The sequence below is a fragment of the Xanthomonas sp. NCPPB 2632 genome (assembly GCF_041228075.2).
GTDB lineage: Bacteria > Pseudomonadota > Gammaproteobacteria > Xanthomonadales > Rhodanobacteraceae > Luteibacter.
In genome coordinates, this window is record NZ_CM192979.1 from 2,953,952 (window position 1) to 2,968,368 (window position 14,417).

The following is a 14,417-nucleotide window of genomic DNA, read 5'->3' on the forward strand; positions in this document are numbered from 1 at the left end:
CCTGAAAAAGGTCTACGACCTCGATGGCGCACGAGCCCCATCACCCGGAAGTCGCCCTCGGATCACATTTGACATTCGTTAAACTGAACGACGCCTTAGACTGTCCTTTGCTTCATTCAGGGATAACACCCGCATGCTCGATCTGGTGGATACCCACGCACACCTGGACGATGCCTCTTTCGGCGCCGACGGCGATGAAATATATGCACGCTCGGCGCAGGCCGGCGTGCGGCGCTGGGTGGTCCCGGCGATCGAGCGGGCCAACTGGGAGGCCGTCCACGCCCTCGCCCGCACGCGACCGGGCGTGTCGGCCGCCTTCGGCCTGCACCCCCTGTTCGTCGACCGCCACGAGGATCGCCACCTTGCCGAGCTACCGGCCTGGCTGGAAGGACACGGCGCCGTCGCTGTCGGCGAAATCGGCCTCGACGCGTACGTGGAGGGACTGGATTTTGCCCGGCAGCGGACGATCTTCCAGCGTCAGCTTGAGATCGCGAGGGAACACGACCTGCCGGTGATCGTGCACGGGCGGCGGGCCTTCGAAGAAGTGATCCATACCCTGCGGCGCGTGGGCGGCCTGCGCGGCGTCGTGCACAGCTTCGCCGGCAGCGAGGAACAGGCACGGCAGTTGTTCGACCTCGGATTTCATCTGGGCATCGGCGGCCCCGTGACCTACGAACGTGCCGCACGCATCCGGCGCGTCGTCAGCACCATGCCGCTCTCGTGGCTGCTGCTGGAAACCGATGCGCCTGACCAGCCCTGCGCCGGGCATCGTGGCGAGCGCAACGAGCCGGCCTTCATGCTCGAGGTGCTCGACACGGTGGCAAGGCTGCGGGGCGAGACGCGCGACATCATCGCCGCCGCCACGACCGCCAACGCCTCGGCGCTGTTCCGGCTGACCTAGCGCCGCTTGCACGCCACCGGTGGGCTTGTTAACCTTGTAGTTCACCAGTGAACTATTAGCCAGCGAAATGACTAGCCTCAAGCCGTGCGTCGACGCCCTGTACGAAGGGATCGATCGTGTCGTCGAGATCATCCCGGGCGTCCCACGGCGCGAGGTGCTCCTGATCCGCCTGCTGCTGCTGACCGGCGAGGCCCTGCGCCGGGAGGTGCAGGCAAGGCTCGATCCGCACGACATGAACGACAGCGATTTCCGCACGCTGATGATGCTGTATTCGTCGGAAGACGGCCGTTCCACACCCGGCGAACTGTGCGCGCTGGCCGAGCAGAAGCCGACCAACATGACCCGCATCACCAACCTGCTGGCGAAGCGGGGACTCATCACCCGCTCCCACGCCACGCACGACCGGCGCCAGGTGATGCTGACGATCACCGCCGAGGGCCGGCGGTTCGTACTCGAACTCCTGCCGCCGATGTTTCCCGATCTGGTCTCCCGCTTCACCTGCTTCAGCGACGCGGAACGCCTCACCCTCGAAGGCCTGCTGAAAAAGCTCGCCCTGCACATGGATACATCGGACAGCCCATGAACCGAATCCCGTCCCGTCCCGCCGTGCTCGCCGGGTTGATCGCCATCGCGCTCGCCGCGTGCCACGTGCCGGCGAAGATCGACCGCCCTGCGCTCCGCGACGACGTGCCGCTGGCCGGCCTGGTCACCGACCAGCGCCCTGGCTGGCCGGCCGCCGAGTGGTGGCGCGCCTACGGCGACCCGCAGCTGGACACGCTGATGACCATGGCGCTGCGCGGCGCGCCGGACCTCGCCCAGGCGAAGACGCGCGTGGACAGCGCCCAGCAGGACATCCGCGTGGCAGCCGCGCAGACAGGCCTGCGCGTGGACGGCAGCGCCCAGGTGGCGCGCCAGCGCATGAGCGAGCACGGCCTGATCCCGGCGCAGTTCCTCGGTTTCACCTGGTACAACCAGGCCGATATCGGCATCCAGGCCAGCTACGACTTCGACTGGTGGGGCAAGAAGCGCTTCACCCTCGAATCCGCCATCGACAGCGCGCGGGCCGCCGAGGCGGAACGCTCCGCATCGTCGCTGGCGATCCAGGCGATGGTGGCGGACACCTATTTCGGCTGGCTGGCGGACACCTCGCGTGTCGCCCTCGCCGACCGCCTGATCGCCGCCCGCGAGCGCGCCCTGCGCATCGCCGAGCTGCGCGTGAAGCAAGGGGTGGACGTGCCGGACACGGCACAGCAGGCACGTGCTGAACTATCCGGCGCACGCCAGCAACGTGTCGCGTTGCAGGGCTCGGCCGATATCCGCCGCGCGGCCCTGGCCACGCTGGTCGGCGTGTCACCCGCCCAACTGCCGCCGCTGCTGCCGCGTCCGCTGCCCGTCGTCGGCACCGGCCTCCCGGCCAACGTCGGCAGCGACCTGATGGCCCGGCGTCCGGACATCGCGGCCAGCCGCTGGCAGGTGGAAGCGGCCCTGCGCCGCACGGATGCCGCGCGCGCCCAGTTCTTCCCGGACATCAGCCTCACCGGCATGGCCGGACTGTCCAGCATCGACATGGACAAGATGTTCTCCGCGGACAGTCGGGTCTTCGCGCTGACCCCGGCGCTGCACCTGCCGATCTTCGAGGGCGGCACGCTGGAAGCGAACCACGGCGTCAGCCGCGCGCAGCTTGCGGCCGCCGTGGCGCAGTACAACGCGACCGTCGTGTCCGCCGCGCGCGACGTGGCCACCCAGGCGCTCAGCGCCCAGCAACTGGCCGCGCGGCGCACGCAGCAGGCCGAGCAGATCGACGCCGCCAACACGTTGCTCGCCAGTGCCAGGGCACGCGCCGCACGTGGCGTACGCGACGATCGCGAGTCGCTCGCCGGCGAGGCCGCGCTGGTGCAGCAACTGGACGCGGATGCCGACCTGCAAGGTCAGGCCCTGTCCACCGACATCGCCCTCATCAAGTCACTGGGTGGCGGCTATCGCGCCGAACCCACCGATACCCCTTCCACGCCCCGCACGAACGGAACCCCGAGCCCATGAGCGCCAACCCGACCGACACGCCGCGACCCCAGGACGAAAGCGGCAACGCGCCCAAGAACAAGCACAAACGGAACCGCGCGCTGCTGATCGCCCTGCTCGTCTTCATCGTCGCCGCCGTGGCGTGGTTCCTGCTGTGGATGTTCGTCTTCTCGCTGCGCGAAACCACCGATGACGCGTATGTCGGCGGCAACCAGGTGGGCATCTCCGCCCAGGTGCCGGGCATCGTCACCGGCGTGTTCGCCGACGACACGCAGCGCGTCAATGCCGGCCAGGTGCTGGTGCGCCTGGACGCCACCGATGCCGACGTCGCCCTGCGCAAGGCCAGCAGTGCGCTGGCGCAGGCCGTGCGCCAGGTACGCCAGCAGACCCAGTCGGCGGCCGGCGCGGACGCCGCGCTGGGTGCACGTCGGAACGACCTCAAACGCGCGCAGGACGATCTGCGCCGCCGTATTCCCCTGCTGGCCGAAAAAGCCGTGGCGCCGGAAGAGGTGCAGCATGCACGCGACGCCGTGGATAGCGCGCAGTCCGCGCTGGAATCCGCGCAACGCCAGGCCGATGCCTCGCGCGCCCTGATCGACGGCGGCGACGTCGCGTCGAACCCGGCGGTGGACCAGGCACGCGCCAATTTTCGTCAGGCCTGGGTGGCCGCGCAGCGCAACGCCATCGTCGCGCCCATCGACGGCTACGTGGCCCAGCGCAGCGTCCAGCTCGGCAACAGCGTGCAGCCGGGCCAGCAGCTGATGACGGTCATTCCGCTGCACGACCTGTGGGTAGACGCCAACTTCAAGGAAAGCCAGCTGCGCCATGTTCGCATCGGCCAGCCGGCCCGCATCGAAGCGGACATCTACGGCAGCGGTGTCGAGTACCACGGCAAGGTGATCGGCCTGGGCGCGGGCACCGGCAGCGCGTTCTCGCTGCTGCCGGCGCAGAACGCCACGGGCAACTGGATCAAGGTGGTGCAACGCATCCCCGTGCGCATCGCGCTCGATGCGAGCGACCTCGACAAGCATCCCCTGCGCATCGGCCTGTCCACGGCGGTCACCGTCGATATCTCCCATGACGACGGCGACGTACTGGCGAAGTCGCCGGCCACGACACCGGTGGCGCAGACCACCGTCTATGACGACGTGGCCGCCAAGGCCGACGCCGCGGCCGATGCCATCGTGCGCGACAACCTCGGAGCGGGCGTGCCTTGAGCGACGCGCCCGCCATCCCGGATGCCGCGCCCGCCCCTGGCGGCCCGAAACCGCTGCAAGGCGGTGCCCTGGTTCTGCTCACCATGGCCGTCGCGTTCTCGACGTTCATGGAGATCCTGGACATGACGATCGTCAACGTGGCCGTGCCGCACATCGCGGGCAGCCTCGGCGTGAGTTCCAACGAGGGCACCTGGGCGATCAGTTCCTACGCGCTCGCCAGCGCGATCATGCAGCCACTGACCGGCTGGATCGCCAAGCGCTTCGGCGAAGTGAAGACCTTCTGCGTTTCCGTGGCGTTGTTCGTCGTGTTCTCGATGCTGTGCGGCCTGGCCACCAGCATGCCCATGCTGGTGATGTTCCGCCTGCTGCAGGGCGCGGGTTCCGGACCGATGGTGGCGTTGTCGCTATCGTTGCTGCTGTCCAGCTATCCGAAGGAGAAACAGGGCATCGCGCTGGCGATGTGGGCGATGACCGTGGTCGTGGCACCCATCTTCGGCCCGATCCTCGGCGGCTACCTCACCGACAACTTCTCGTGGCCGTGGATCTTCTACATCAACGTGCCGGTAGGCGCGGCGGCCGGTGTCATCACCTGGACGATCCTGCGCTCGCGGGAAACGAAGACGGTGCGCGCGCCGATCGATTCGGTGGGATTGTTCCTGCTGGTGCTGGGCGTGGGCTGCCTGCAATTCATGCTGGACAACGGCAACGACCACGACTGGTTCGCCTCGCCGCTCATCCTCACGCTGGGCCTCGTGGCTTTGGTCGCCCTGACCTTCCTGGTCATCTGGGAGCTGACGGCGAAGTTTCCGGTGGTGGATCTGTCGCTGTTCGCGCGGCGCAACTTCGCCGTGGGCGTCAGTGCGCTGTCGCTGGGCATGCTGGGGTTTTTCGGCATCACCGTGGTGTTTCCGCTGTGGCTGCAGACCACCCTGGGCTATACGGCCACGTGGGCCGGCCTGGCCACGGCGCCCGTGGGCGTCCTCGCGTTCCTCATGTCGCCCATCATCGGCAAGAACATCCAGCGGCTGGAACTTCGCTCGGTGGTGACCTTCGCCTTCCTGGTCTTCGCCTTCACCGCGTTCTGGTTCTCGACCTTCACCAGCGGCGCGTCATTCGCCGCCCTGGTGCTGCCCCGCTTCGTCATGGGCATCGGCATCGCGTGCTTCTTCATCCCGCTGAACCAGATCTTCCTGTCCGACCTGCGGCCCGACCAGATCGCCGGCGCCTCCGGCCTCGCCAACTTCTGCCGCACGCTGGCCTCGAGCGTATCCACCGCGCTCACGGTGACCATCTGGCAGCACCGCGGCGAAGCGCACCATGCCTCGCTCACCGAATACGTCAATCCGGCCTCGCCGGCCACCATGGCGTATGTGGGACGCCTGCAATCGCTGAACCTGCATGGCGCATCGCAGCGCGCCGTGCTCGACCAGGTCGTCAGCCGTGAGGCGCTGACCCTGGCCGTGAACGACGTGTTCTGGCTCTGCGGCCTGCTGTTCCTGGCACTGATCCCGATCCTGTGGCTGGCGAAGCCGCCGTTCGGCAGTGCCGCGGGCGCCGCCGCGCACTGACGAAACCTCGGCGCACCCCGAGCCGGGTGCGCCGCACGAACGACGATCATGCTGCGCAACATTAAATTGCGGTTATTTAAATCGTTCCAATCGGAAAGGTGAAGAACGCAAACGATTGCATGGACTTATGGCAACTGGTGCGGCGCAATACCTCGTGGTAGCTTTCGCCGCATGGCACAAACCCTACGCATCATTAAGAAGTATCCGAACCGTCGTCTCTACGATACGGAAATCTCGAGCTACATCACGCTGGAAGAAGTCCGCCAGCTGGTCCTCGACGGTGAAACTTTCGAAGTCCGCGACGCCAAGTCCGGTGAAGACCTGACCCGCTCCGTGTTGCTGCAGATCATCGCGGAGCACGAGGAGCACGGCCAGCCGATGCTCTCGCCGCAGCTGCTCTCGCACATCATCCGTTTCTACGGCGATTCGCTGCAGGGCTTCATGGGCCCCTACCTGGAGCGCAGCCTGCAGGTGTTCCTCGACCAGCAGCAGCAGTTCCGCAACCAGCTCAACAGCCTGATGGGCCAGACCCCCTGGTCCATGCTCAACGAGATGACCGAGCGCAACCTCGACGTGTGGAAGTCGATGCAGCGCGGTTTCCTCGACGCGGCCACGGCCAAGCCGGCCGAGCCCGCCGCCGCGCGCCAGGCCCGTCCCGGCAAGAAAGCCGGCTGATCCATCGCGTCGCCCGGGCTTGCTCCCGGCGACGCGGCGGCGCACGATGCGCTGCCTTGCCCTATCGCGCCGCGACAACAGGCCGTCATGCCCCGTAACGACATCGCCGTGGTCGGCGCCGGACTGGTCGGCGCCATGGTGGCCACGCTTCTGACCCAACGCGGCTTTCGCGTCAGCGTGTTCGAAAAACGTCCCGACCCGCGCCGAGCCGGCGTCCAGGGGGGGCGCTCGATCAATCTCGCCCTGGCCGAACGCGGTCTGCACGCCCTGCGCGCCACCGGGCTGGCCGAACAGGTGCTGGCGCAGTCGGTGATGATGCGCGGCCGCATGGTCCACGATCCGGCCGGCCACAGCGCCCTGCAGCGCTATGGCGCGGACGACTCCGAGGTGATCTGGTCGGTGTCCCGCGAGGGGCTGAACGGCCTGATGCTCGACGCCGCCGAGGCCGCGGGCGCCACGTTCCACTTCGGACAGGGCCTGGCGTCCGCCGACCTGGACGCGGGCACGCTCATGCTGCGCAGCACGGACGCGACGCAGCGCAGCATCGACGCGCCGGTGGTCATTGGCGCCGACGGTGCCGGTTCCGCCCTCCGCACGCAGATGCACCGGAACACGCCGCTGGGCGAACGGATCGAAGAACTCGGCCACGGCTACAAGGAACTGGAGATCCCGCCCGGCTGCGACCCGGCTGCGCCTTTCGCCATCGAGCCCCACGCGCTGCACATCTGGCCGCGCGGGCATTACATGTGCATCGCGCTGCCCAACCGCGAAGGCAGCTTCACCGTCACGCTGTTCCTGCCCAACGAGGGCGAGCACCCCAGCTTCCGCAGCATCGCGGACACCAGCGCGGCCGAAGCCTTCTTCCGCGCCGACTTCCCCGACGCCCTGGCGCTCATGCCGACCTTCGCCCACGACTGGGCCGCCCATCCGGTGGGCATGCTGGCCACGCTGTACCTCGATCGCTGGCACATCGGCGGCCGCGCCCTGCTGATCGGCGACGCCGCGCACGCCATCGTGCCGTTCCACGGCCAGGGGATGAACTGCGGCTTCGAGGACGCCGCCGAACTGGCCGACCTGTTCGCGGCCGACCCGACCGATCCGGCCGCGGTGTTCGCCGCCTTCGAAACCCGACGCAAACCGAACGCCGACGCCATCGCGCGCATGGCGCTGGAAAACTACGTGGAGATGCGCGACAAGGTGGCCGACCCCGTGTTCCTGCGCAAGCGCGAACTGGGCGCCCTGCTGACCGAGCGCTGCCCGTCGCATTACCTGCCGCGCTACCGCATGGTCACCTTCACCCACCTGCCCTACGCATACGCGCTGGAGCGCGGCCAGGCGCAGGACACGCTGGTCGAGCAACTGCTCAAGGGCCACGACGACGTGGGCACGGTCGATATCGATGCCGCCGTGCGCGCCCTGCGGGCCACGCTGCCGCCGCTGCCGGCCGAGGCGTTCGAGCACGGCCTTCGCCCGGCCCTGGGCGGCGCATGACGGCGGCCGCCGCGGTGCTGCTGGAAGCCCGCTCGTTGTGTTTCCGGCGCCAGGACGAACCCGTGTTCGGCCCGGTGGATTTCGCGCTGCGCGCGGGCGAGATCGCCCTGGTGGAAGGTGACAACGGCAGCGGCAAGACCACGCTGATGCGCGTGCTTACCGGCACGCTGCGCGCCGCCTCAGGCGATGTGCTGCTCGACGGGGCGGCGTTTTCACTGGATACCGTGGCCGGGGCCGTGGTGTTCCTGGGCCATCATCCCGGACTCAAGGCCGACCTGTCGCCACGCGAGAACCTGCACTTCGCCGCCGGCCTCTACGGGGTACGCACCGGTGCCGACGTCGACGACGCCCTGGCCGACGTGGGCCTGGCGGGCTACGAGGACGAGGCCGTGCGCCGGTTGTCCGCCGGGCAGAAGAAGCGCGTGGCGCTGGCCCGGCTGCTCATGCTTCCCGCGCGGGTGTGGCTGCTGGACGAGCCGTACGCCAACCTCGACCGCGAAGGCATCGCCCTGGTCAACCGCCTGCTCGACGGCCACGCGGCCCGTGGCGGCGCGGCCCTCGTCACCAGCCACGGTGCGGTGACGTTCGCGGGCGACGCCCTGCGCCGCATCCGGCTGCACGCATGACGCCGGGAAGCACACCGGCCGCCTGCGCCGCGCTGCTGCGGCGCGACCTCACACTGGCCTGGCGTCGGCGCGGCGACATCGCCCTGCCCGTGCTGTACGCGATCATCGTGGCCACGCTGTTTCCGTTCGCATTGGGTCCGGACCCGGCGCTGCTGGCACGCCTCGCCGCCGGCGTGGTGCTGGTGACGGTGGTGCTGGCGATCCTGCTTTCCCTGGATACCCTGTTCCGCACGGACATCGAAGACGGCTCGATGGAACTGCTGATGCTGGCGCCGCAGCCGCTCGCGCTGCTGGTGGCCAGCAAGATCCTGGCGCACTGGATCGTGTCGTCGCTGCCCCTCATCGTCGTGGCGCCGCTGATCGCCGGCATGCTGAAACTGCCGTCGGCGGCCATGCCGGTGCTGTTGCTCACCCTCGTCCTGGTCACGCCGCTGCTGTGCCTGCTCGGTGCGATCCTGGTGGCGCTGACGGCCGGCTCGCGACGCTCTGGTATGCTTCTGGCGCTCATGTTGTTGCCGCTGTGCGTGCCGGTGGTGATCTTCGCCGCCGGGGCCGTGGCTGCCGCGCAGGAGGGTCTGCCCTGGATCGCGCCGGTCGCCTGGTTGGGCGCCGGCCTGGTCATGGCCCTCGTGCTGGCGCCGCTGGCCTGCGCGTCGGCACTGCGCATCGCGATGGATTCGTGATGCATGCAACCGTCGGGCACGGAATCCGGACTCACCCCTTCTCGCACCAAACGGCAACGAGGATCGATGGCTAACTGGGTTCCCCTCTGGCTGCACCGGCTCGGCTCACCCCCCGTGTTCTATCGCTTCGCGGGCGCAGTGCGTCCCTGGGCTTTGGGACTGGCCGTTTTGCTGGGCGCCGTGGCGCTCTACGGCGGCCTGTTCGTGGCACCGGCCGACTACCAGCAAGGCGACGCCTACCGCATCATCTTCATCCATGTGCCCAGCGCCTGGATGAGCCTCTTCATCTACGGCGTGATGACCTTGGCGGCGTTCGTCGGCCTGGTCTGGCGGATCAAGCTCGCCGAAACGGTGGCGATGGAATCCGCACCCGTCGGCGCGGCGTTCACGCTCATCACCCTGGTCACCGGTTCGCTCTGGGGCAAGCCGATGTGGGGCACCTGGTGGACATGGGACGCCCGGCTCACCTCCGAACTGGTGTTGCTGTTCATCTATCTGGGCATCGTCGGACTCTATCGCTCGTTCGAGGATCGGCGCCAGGGCGCGCGCGCGGCGTCGTTCCTGGTGCTGGTGGGCGCGGTGAACGTACCCATCGTGCATTTCTCGGTGAACTGGTGGAACACGCTGCACCAGGGCGCCACCATCCGCCTGCTCGGCCCCTCTCACATCGACGCCAGCATGCTCTGGCCGCTGCTGACCATGATGGCCGCCACCAAGCTCTACTACGTCGCCAGCCTGTTCGCGCGCGTTCGCGCCGAACTGGTCGTGGCGGAAGGCGGCAAGGCCTGGGTGCGCGACATCGCCCTGGGCACCACCACGCAGGATGCCGCCGCATGACACCGGACCTGTCGATGGGCGCCTATGGCGTCTACGTGTGGACATCGCTCGCCGTCTTCCTCCTGATCCTCCTGTTCGACACCCTGGCCCCCCTGGCCAGGCGTCGACGCAACCTGCGCGACCTGCGCGCGCGCCTCGCGCGCCAGGAAAACCGCCGCCGTCCCGGAACCGCTCCCCGTAATGAACCCCACCCGTAAACGTCGTCTCGCCATCGTCGTGTCGGTGCTCCTTGCCGCCGTCGTGGCGGTGGGACTCACCGTGTTCGCCTTGCAGCGGAACATGAATTATCTCTTCACTCCCAGCCAGGTGCAGCAGGGCCAGGCCACCCAGTACAGCAACTTCCGCCTCGGCGGCATGGTCAAGGCCGGCTCCATCCAGCGGGCGAAGGACAGCCTCAAGGTCAGTTTCATCGTGGTCGACGCCGACGGCGCGATGCCCGTGGAATACACCGGCATCCTTCCCGACCTGTTCCGCGACAACCAGTCGGTGATCGCCACGGGCCGCATGGACGATGCGCGCTTCATCGCCAGCGAAGTGCTGGCCAAGCACGACGAGAACTACATGCCGAAGGAACTGAAGGACGCCATGGCCAAGGCGCACGAGAACCGCAAGATCGACGAAAAGGCCACGGGCGACAAGGCCATGGCGCCGGGTACGCCGGAATGATCCCGGAGCTGGGCCAGTTCGCGCTCGTGCTCGCGCTGCTGCTGGCGCTGGTCCAGGGCATCCTGCCGATCGTGGGCGCCTGGCGTGGCAACGCCACGCTGATGGCCGTGGCCCGGCCGGCTGCCGTGGGGCAGGCGCTGTTCGTCTTCCTCGCCATGGGCGTGCTGATCCATGCGTTCCTGGCGTTCGATTTCTCGGTCGCCTACGTCGCGGACAATTCCAACCTCGCCCTGCCCTGGTACTACCGCATCACCGCGGTATGGGGCGCGCATGAGGGCTCGATGCTGTTGTGGGTGTTCATCCTCAACGTATGGTCGCTGGCGCTGGCCTTGCTCAGCCGCCACCTGCCCACGCCCTTCGCTTCCCGCGTGCTCGGTGTGCTGGGCCTGATCGGCGTCGGCTTCCTCGCCTTCATCCTGTTCACCTCCAACCCGTTCCTGCGCGAGCTGCCGATGCCCGGCGACGGCGGCGACCTGAACCCGGTGCTGCAGGACCCCGGCATGACCTTCCACCCGCCCGTCTTGTACATGGGCTACGTCGGTTTCTCGGTGGCCTTCGCCTTCTCCATTGCCGCCTTGCTCGGCGGTGAGCTGGAACAGGGCTGGGTGCGCTGGGCGCGTCCTTGGACCAACGTGTCCTGGGCGTTCCTCACCATGGGTATCGTGGCCGGCAGCTGGTGGGCCTACGCGGAACTGGGCTGGGGCGGGTGGTGGTTCTGGGACCCGGTCGAGAACGCCTCGTTCATGCCCTGGCTGGTGGGCGTCGCGCTGATCCACGCCCAGGCCGTGACCGAGAAACGCGGGTCGCTGCCCGCGTGGACGATCCTGCTGTCGCTGTTCGCGTTTTCCCTGTCGCTGCTGGGAACCTTCCTGGTCCGCTCCGGCGTGCTCACCTCGGTGCACGCCTTCGCCTCGGACCCACGTCGCGGCCTCTACATCCTGGGTTTCCTGATCGTGGTGATCGGCGGCTCGCTGCTGCTGTACGCGGTGCGTGCGCCCAAGGTGGCGACGGGCAAGCCGTTCGCGGCGCTGTCGCGCGAGACCGGCATCATGGTCGCCAACCTGCTGTTCACCACGGCCGCCGCCATGGTGCTGCTGGGCACGCTGTTCCCGCTGATCGGCGATGCGCTGAACCTGGGACGCATCTCGGTCGGGCCGCCGTATTTCGGCTTCCTCTTCGTCGCGCTGATGGCCCCCGCGATCCTGCTACTGCCGTTCGGGCCGTACCTTCGCTGGGGGCGCGCCGAGGGCCGGCAGCTGACCGCAATGGCGGCGCGCGCCGGCATCGCCGCGGTGGTCTGCGCGATCGTCGCCGCCGTGTTCGCGGCGGGCCATGCACGGGCGATCGCCGGCGTGGCCGGGGCCACGTGGGTGGCCGTGGGCACGTTGTCCTATGTGGTGAAGCGCTGGCGCGAGATGCCACGCGGTCGCCGCTACCCCGCCGAGATGGCAGGCATGCTGGTGGCCCACACCGGCGTCGCCGTGTTCCTGATCGGCGTCATGCTCTCCGAATCGCTGAGCGTGGAGCGCGACGTGCGTATGGCCCCGGGCGACACCCAGACCATCGCCGGCTACGTGTTCCGCTTCGACGGCGTGCACGAGACGCAGGGCCCGAACTGGCGCGCCGACGAAGGCACGGTCGCCATCCAGCGCGACGGCGCCACGCTGGCCACCGTGCGGCCGCAGAAGCGCACCTATTCGCGCGGCCAGGTACAGACGGAATCGGCCATCGATGCCGGCCTGTTCCGTGACATCTATGTCGCCCTGGGCGAGCCGATGCAGGCCACCGACGTCGAGGGGGCATGGGCGCTGCGGCTGTACTACAAGCCCTTCGTGCGCTGGATCTGGCTGGGTGGCCTGATCATGATGTTGGGCGGCTTCCTCGCCGCCAGCGACCGCCGTTTCCGTGCGAAGAAGTCGCCTGCCGCGTTGCCGGGTACGGGGTCGCCGGCATGAGTCGCCTGATGCCTTTGTTCGTCTTCCTCGCGCTGTGCGGCCTGTTCGGCTTCGGCATCTGGTGGAACACGCAGCACGACCAGCACGAGATCGTCTCGCCGCTGATCGACAAGCCCGCGCCCGCGTTTTCGCTGCCCGTGCTGGGAGAGCCCGCCCGCCACGTCGACAAGGCCTCGCTGCTGGGCAAGCCGTACTTCCTCAACGTGTTCGGCAGCTGGTGCATCGAGTGTGTGCACGAGCACCCGGTACTGTCCCGCGAAGTGAAAGCCCTGGGCCTGCCGCTGATCGGGCTCGACTACAAGGACGACCCGGCCGACGCGACGGCCTGGCTAGGCGAGCACGGCAACCCGTTCGACGTGGTGATCGCCGACCGCGACGGGCGCGTCGGCATCGACTTCGGCGTGTATGGCGCGCCGGAAACCTTCCTGATCGACGGCAAAGGCGTGATCCGCTACAAGCACGTCGGCCCCATCACGCCCGATGTCGTCACCCGGGAATTCCGCCCCGCCCTGCAGGCGCTCTCCCACGAGGCCGCCCCATGACCTCGCGCCCGTATCCGTCCCCGCGCCCGCTCGGTAGGAGCGCACGATGTGCGCGATGGCTCCGTGCCACACCATCCAAGGCCGCGCTAACCCTGCTTTTGCTGCTCCTTACCCTCCCCACCCTGGCCCAGGCCATCCAGCCCCTCCCCTTCCGCAACCGCGCCGAAGAAATTCGCTTCCAGACCCTCAGCGCCGAACTACGCTGCCCGATGTGCCAGAACGAAACCCTGGCCGACTCCAACGCGCCCATCGCGCACGACCTGCGCCGGCAGATCTTCGAGATGATGCAGGCCGGCAAGACCGACGCGCAGATCAAGGCCTTCCTGGTCGAGCGCTATTCGGATTTCGTGCTCTACGAACCGCCGGTGTCGCCGAAGACCTGGCTACTCTGGTTCGGCCCGTTGCTGGTGCTCGCCCTGGGCGGCACGCTGGTCGCCGTCCAGGTGCGCCGCCGCGCACGCCAGCATGCCGGCGGCGAGATGCCGGCCCACGATACCGGGGACGACTGGTGAGCACCGTGTTCTATCTACTCGCCACTGCGATGCTGCTGGTCGCCCTCGCGCTGATCCTCGTTCCGCTGATTCGCCAGGGCCGCCTGCATGGGCGATCGCGTGGCGTCTTCGCACTCGTCGTCGCCCTGGCCGTGCTGTTGCCGCTGGCCAGCGTCGGTATTTACGTGCTCGTGGGCAAGCCCGCCACCCTGTCTGGCGTGGCGCCGCCCAAAGACATGGACGTGGACGAGGCCATTGCTGCGCTGCAGGCCCGCCTGAAGGCGCACCCGGACGATGTGCCGGGCTGGCTCCTGCTGGGCCAGACCTACACCATGCTCAAGCAGCCCGCCCAGGCACGCGATGCCTATGAGCATGCGCTGGACACCGATGCCCACAACGGTGCGGCCATGGTCGGCTGGGCGGAAGCGGATTCGCTGCTGCGCGACGATCACCGCATCGTCGGGCGTGGCTTCGACCTGCTGCAGGCGGCCGTGACCGACAACCCGCAGAACCAGAAGGCCCTGTGGCTGCTCGGCATCGCCCAGTTCCAGCAGCAGCGTTTCGCGGAAGCCGCCGCCACCTGGCGCAGCCTGCAACCGCTGCTGGACCCGGACTCCAACGTCGCCCACGCGGTGGCCCAGCAGATCGCCGAGGCCGACAAGCGCGCCGGCGCCGGCGATAACGCCCCGGTACCGGCACCCGCCTCGTCACGCTGACCTGGCGCCCACGGTGGCCGTGGCAGTATC

Annotated in this window: 16 protein-coding genes; all 16 read left to right on the plus strand. The window is 68.4% G+C overall.

The features are described 5' to 3' along the window. The first annotated feature begins 133 nt into the window (after positions 1-133). The 16 genes from AB8808_RS12435 to AB8808_RS12510 all read left to right on the plus strand — a co-directional run bounded on the left by AB8808_RS12435 (position 134) and on the right by AB8808_RS12510 (position 14,387). Positions 134-901, plus strand: a complete 768-nt coding sequence (locus AB8808_RS12435) for a TatD family hydrolase (protein ID WP_369929799.1) — start codon at positions 134-136, stop codon at positions 899-901. A gap of 67 nt (positions 902-968) precedes the next feature. Next, a complete protein-coding gene (locus tag AB8808_RS12440; RefSeq protein ID WP_369929801.1) occupies positions 969-1,484 on the plus strand; it encodes a MarR family winged helix-turn-helix transcriptional regulator in 516 nt (171 codons plus the stop codon). Next, positions 1,481-2,941, plus strand: a complete 1,461-nt coding sequence (locus AB8808_RS12445) for an efflux transporter outer membrane subunit (RefSeq protein ID WP_369929803.1) — start codon at positions 1,481-1,483, stop codon at positions 2,939-2,941. The genes AB8808_RS12440 and AB8808_RS12445 overlap by 4 nt, the downstream gene beginning before the upstream one ends. Beyond that, the gene (locus AB8808_RS12450) at positions 2,938-4,137 is read left to right on the plus strand and encodes an HlyD family secretion protein (RefSeq protein WP_369929805.1); all 1,200 of its coding nucleotides are present in this window, start codon (positions 2,938-2,940) and stop codon (positions 4,135-4,137) included. Before AB8808_RS12445 ends, AB8808_RS12450 begins: the two co-directional genes overlap by 4 nt. Next, positions 4,134-5,705: a DHA2 family efflux MFS transporter permease subunit gene (locus AB8808_RS12455; protein ID WP_369929807.1), complete on the plus strand. Its 1,572-nt coding sequence runs from the start codon at positions 4,134-4,136 to the stop codon at positions 5,703-5,705. Before AB8808_RS12450 ends, AB8808_RS12455 begins: the two co-directional genes overlap by 4 nt. A gap of 171 nt (positions 5,706-5,876) precedes the next feature. After that, positions 5,877-6,380: a polyhydroxyalkanoate synthesis repressor PhaR gene (phaR, locus tag AB8808_RS12460; protein ID WP_369929809.1), complete on the plus strand. Its 504-nt coding sequence runs from the start codon at positions 5,877-5,879 to the stop codon at positions 6,378-6,380. A gap of 87 nt (positions 6,381-6,467) precedes the next feature. Further along, the gene (locus AB8808_RS12465; protein WP_369929811.1) at positions 6,468-7,871 is read left to right on the plus strand and encodes an FAD-dependent oxidoreductase; all 1,404 of its coding nucleotides are present in this window, start codon (positions 6,468-6,470) and stop codon (positions 7,869-7,871) included. Continuing rightward, positions 7,868-8,497, plus strand: coding sequence for a heme ABC exporter ATP-binding protein CcmA (gene ccmA / locus AB8808_RS12470; RefSeq protein ID WP_369929812.1), 630 nt, complete (start codon positions 7,868-7,870; stop codon positions 8,495-8,497). The genes AB8808_RS12465 and ccmA overlap by 4 nt, the downstream gene beginning before the upstream one ends. Then, entirely contained in the window at positions 8,494-9,180 is a 687-nt protein-coding gene (gene ccmB / locus AB8808_RS12475; protein WP_369929814.1) for a heme exporter protein CcmB, read from the plus strand. Before ccmA ends, ccmB begins: the two co-directional genes overlap by 4 nt. 66 nt (positions 9,181-9,246) lie before the next feature. Next, positions 9,247-10,017 (plus strand): heme ABC transporter permease, encoded by a 771-nt coding sequence (locus AB8808_RS12480; RefSeq protein WP_369929816.1) that lies wholly within the window; start codon positions 9,247-9,249, stop codon positions 10,015-10,017. Continuing rightward, entirely contained in the window at positions 10,014-10,214 is a 201-nt protein-coding gene (gene ccmD / locus AB8808_RS12485) for a heme exporter protein CcmD (RefSeq protein WP_354512713.1), read from the plus strand. Before AB8808_RS12480 ends, ccmD begins: the two co-directional genes overlap by 4 nt. Beyond that, a complete protein-coding gene (ccmE, locus tag AB8808_RS12490) occupies positions 10,198-10,683 on the plus strand; it encodes a cytochrome c maturation protein CcmE (protein ID WP_369929819.1) in 486 nt (161 codons plus the stop codon). Before ccmD ends, ccmE begins: the two co-directional genes overlap by 17 nt. Then, positions 10,680-12,638 carry a heme lyase CcmF/NrfE family subunit gene (locus AB8808_RS12495; protein WP_369929821.1) on the plus strand — a complete coding sequence of 653 codons (1,959 nt, stop codon included), beginning with the start codon at positions 10,680-10,682 and terminating at the stop codon, positions 12,636-12,638. The genes ccmE and AB8808_RS12495 overlap by 4 nt, the downstream gene beginning before the upstream one ends. Beyond that, entirely contained in the window at positions 12,635-13,180 is a 546-nt protein-coding gene (locus AB8808_RS12500; RefSeq protein WP_369929823.1) for a DsbE family thiol:disulfide interchange protein, read from the plus strand. The genes AB8808_RS12495 and AB8808_RS12500 overlap by 4 nt, the downstream gene beginning before the upstream one ends. After that, complete coding sequence (locus AB8808_RS12505) at positions 13,177-13,692, plus strand: cytochrome c-type biogenesis protein (RefSeq protein ID WP_369929825.1); 516 nt, start codon at positions 13,177-13,179, stop codon at positions 13,690-13,692. The genes AB8808_RS12500 and AB8808_RS12505 overlap by 4 nt, the downstream gene beginning before the upstream one ends. Further along, a complete protein-coding gene (locus AB8808_RS12510; protein ID WP_369929826.1) occupies positions 13,689-14,387 on the plus strand; it encodes a tetratricopeptide repeat protein in 699 nt (232 codons plus the stop codon). Before AB8808_RS12505 ends, AB8808_RS12510 begins: the two co-directional genes overlap by 4 nt. Positions 14,388-14,417 lie beyond the last annotated feature (30 nt).

Coding starts and splice junctions, on each gene's coding strand:
- phaR (WP_369929809.1), top strand. CDS start 5,877: ATGGCACAAACCCTACGCATCATTAAGAAGTATCCGAACCGTCGTCTC.
- AB8808_RS12495 (WP_369929821.1), top strand. CDS start 10,680: ATGATCCCGGAGCTGGGCCAGTTCGCGCTCGTGCTCGCGCTGCTGCTG.
- AB8808_RS12440 (WP_369929801.1), top strand. CDS start 969: ATGACTAGCCTCAAGCCGTGCGTCGACGCCCTGTACGAAGGGATCGAT.
- ccmB (WP_369929814.1), top strand. CDS start 8,494: ATGACGCCGGGAAGCACACCGGCCGCCTGCGCCGCGCTGCTGCGGCGC.
- AB8808_RS12500 (WP_369929823.1), top strand. CDS start 12,635: ATGAGTCGCCTGATGCCTTTGTTCGTCTTCCTCGCGCTGTGCGGCCTG.
- AB8808_RS12450 (WP_369929805.1), top strand. CDS start 2,938: ATGAGCGCCAACCCGACCGACACGCCGCGACCCCAGGACGAAAGCGGC.
- AB8808_RS12445 (WP_369929803.1), top strand. CDS start 1,481: ATGAACCGAATCCCGTCCCGTCCCGCCGTGCTCGCCGGGTTGATCGCC.
- ccmD (WP_354512713.1), top strand. CDS start 10,014: ATGACACCGGACCTGTCGATGGGCGCCTATGGCGTCTACGTGTGGACA.
- AB8808_RS12435 (WP_369929799.1), top strand. CDS start 134: ATGCTCGATCTGGTGGATACCCACGCACACCTGGACGATGCCTCTTTC.
- AB8808_RS12480 (WP_369929816.1), top strand. CDS start 9,247: ATGGCTAACTGGGTTCCCCTCTGGCTGCACCGGCTCGGCTCACCCCCC.
- AB8808_RS12465 (WP_369929811.1), top strand. CDS start 6,468: ATGCCCCGTAACGACATCGCCGTGGTCGGCGCCGGACTGGTCGGCGCC.
- ccmA (WP_369929812.1), top strand. CDS start 7,868: ATGACGGCGGCCGCCGCGGTGCTGCTGGAAGCCCGCTCGTTGTGTTTC.
- ccmE (WP_369929819.1), top strand. CDS start 10,198: ATGAACCCCACCCGTAAACGTCGTCTCGCCATCGTCGTGTCGGTGCTC.
- AB8808_RS12505 (WP_369929825.1), top strand. CDS start 13,177: ATGACCTCGCGCCCGTATCCGTCCCCGCGCCCGCTCGGTAGGAGCGCA.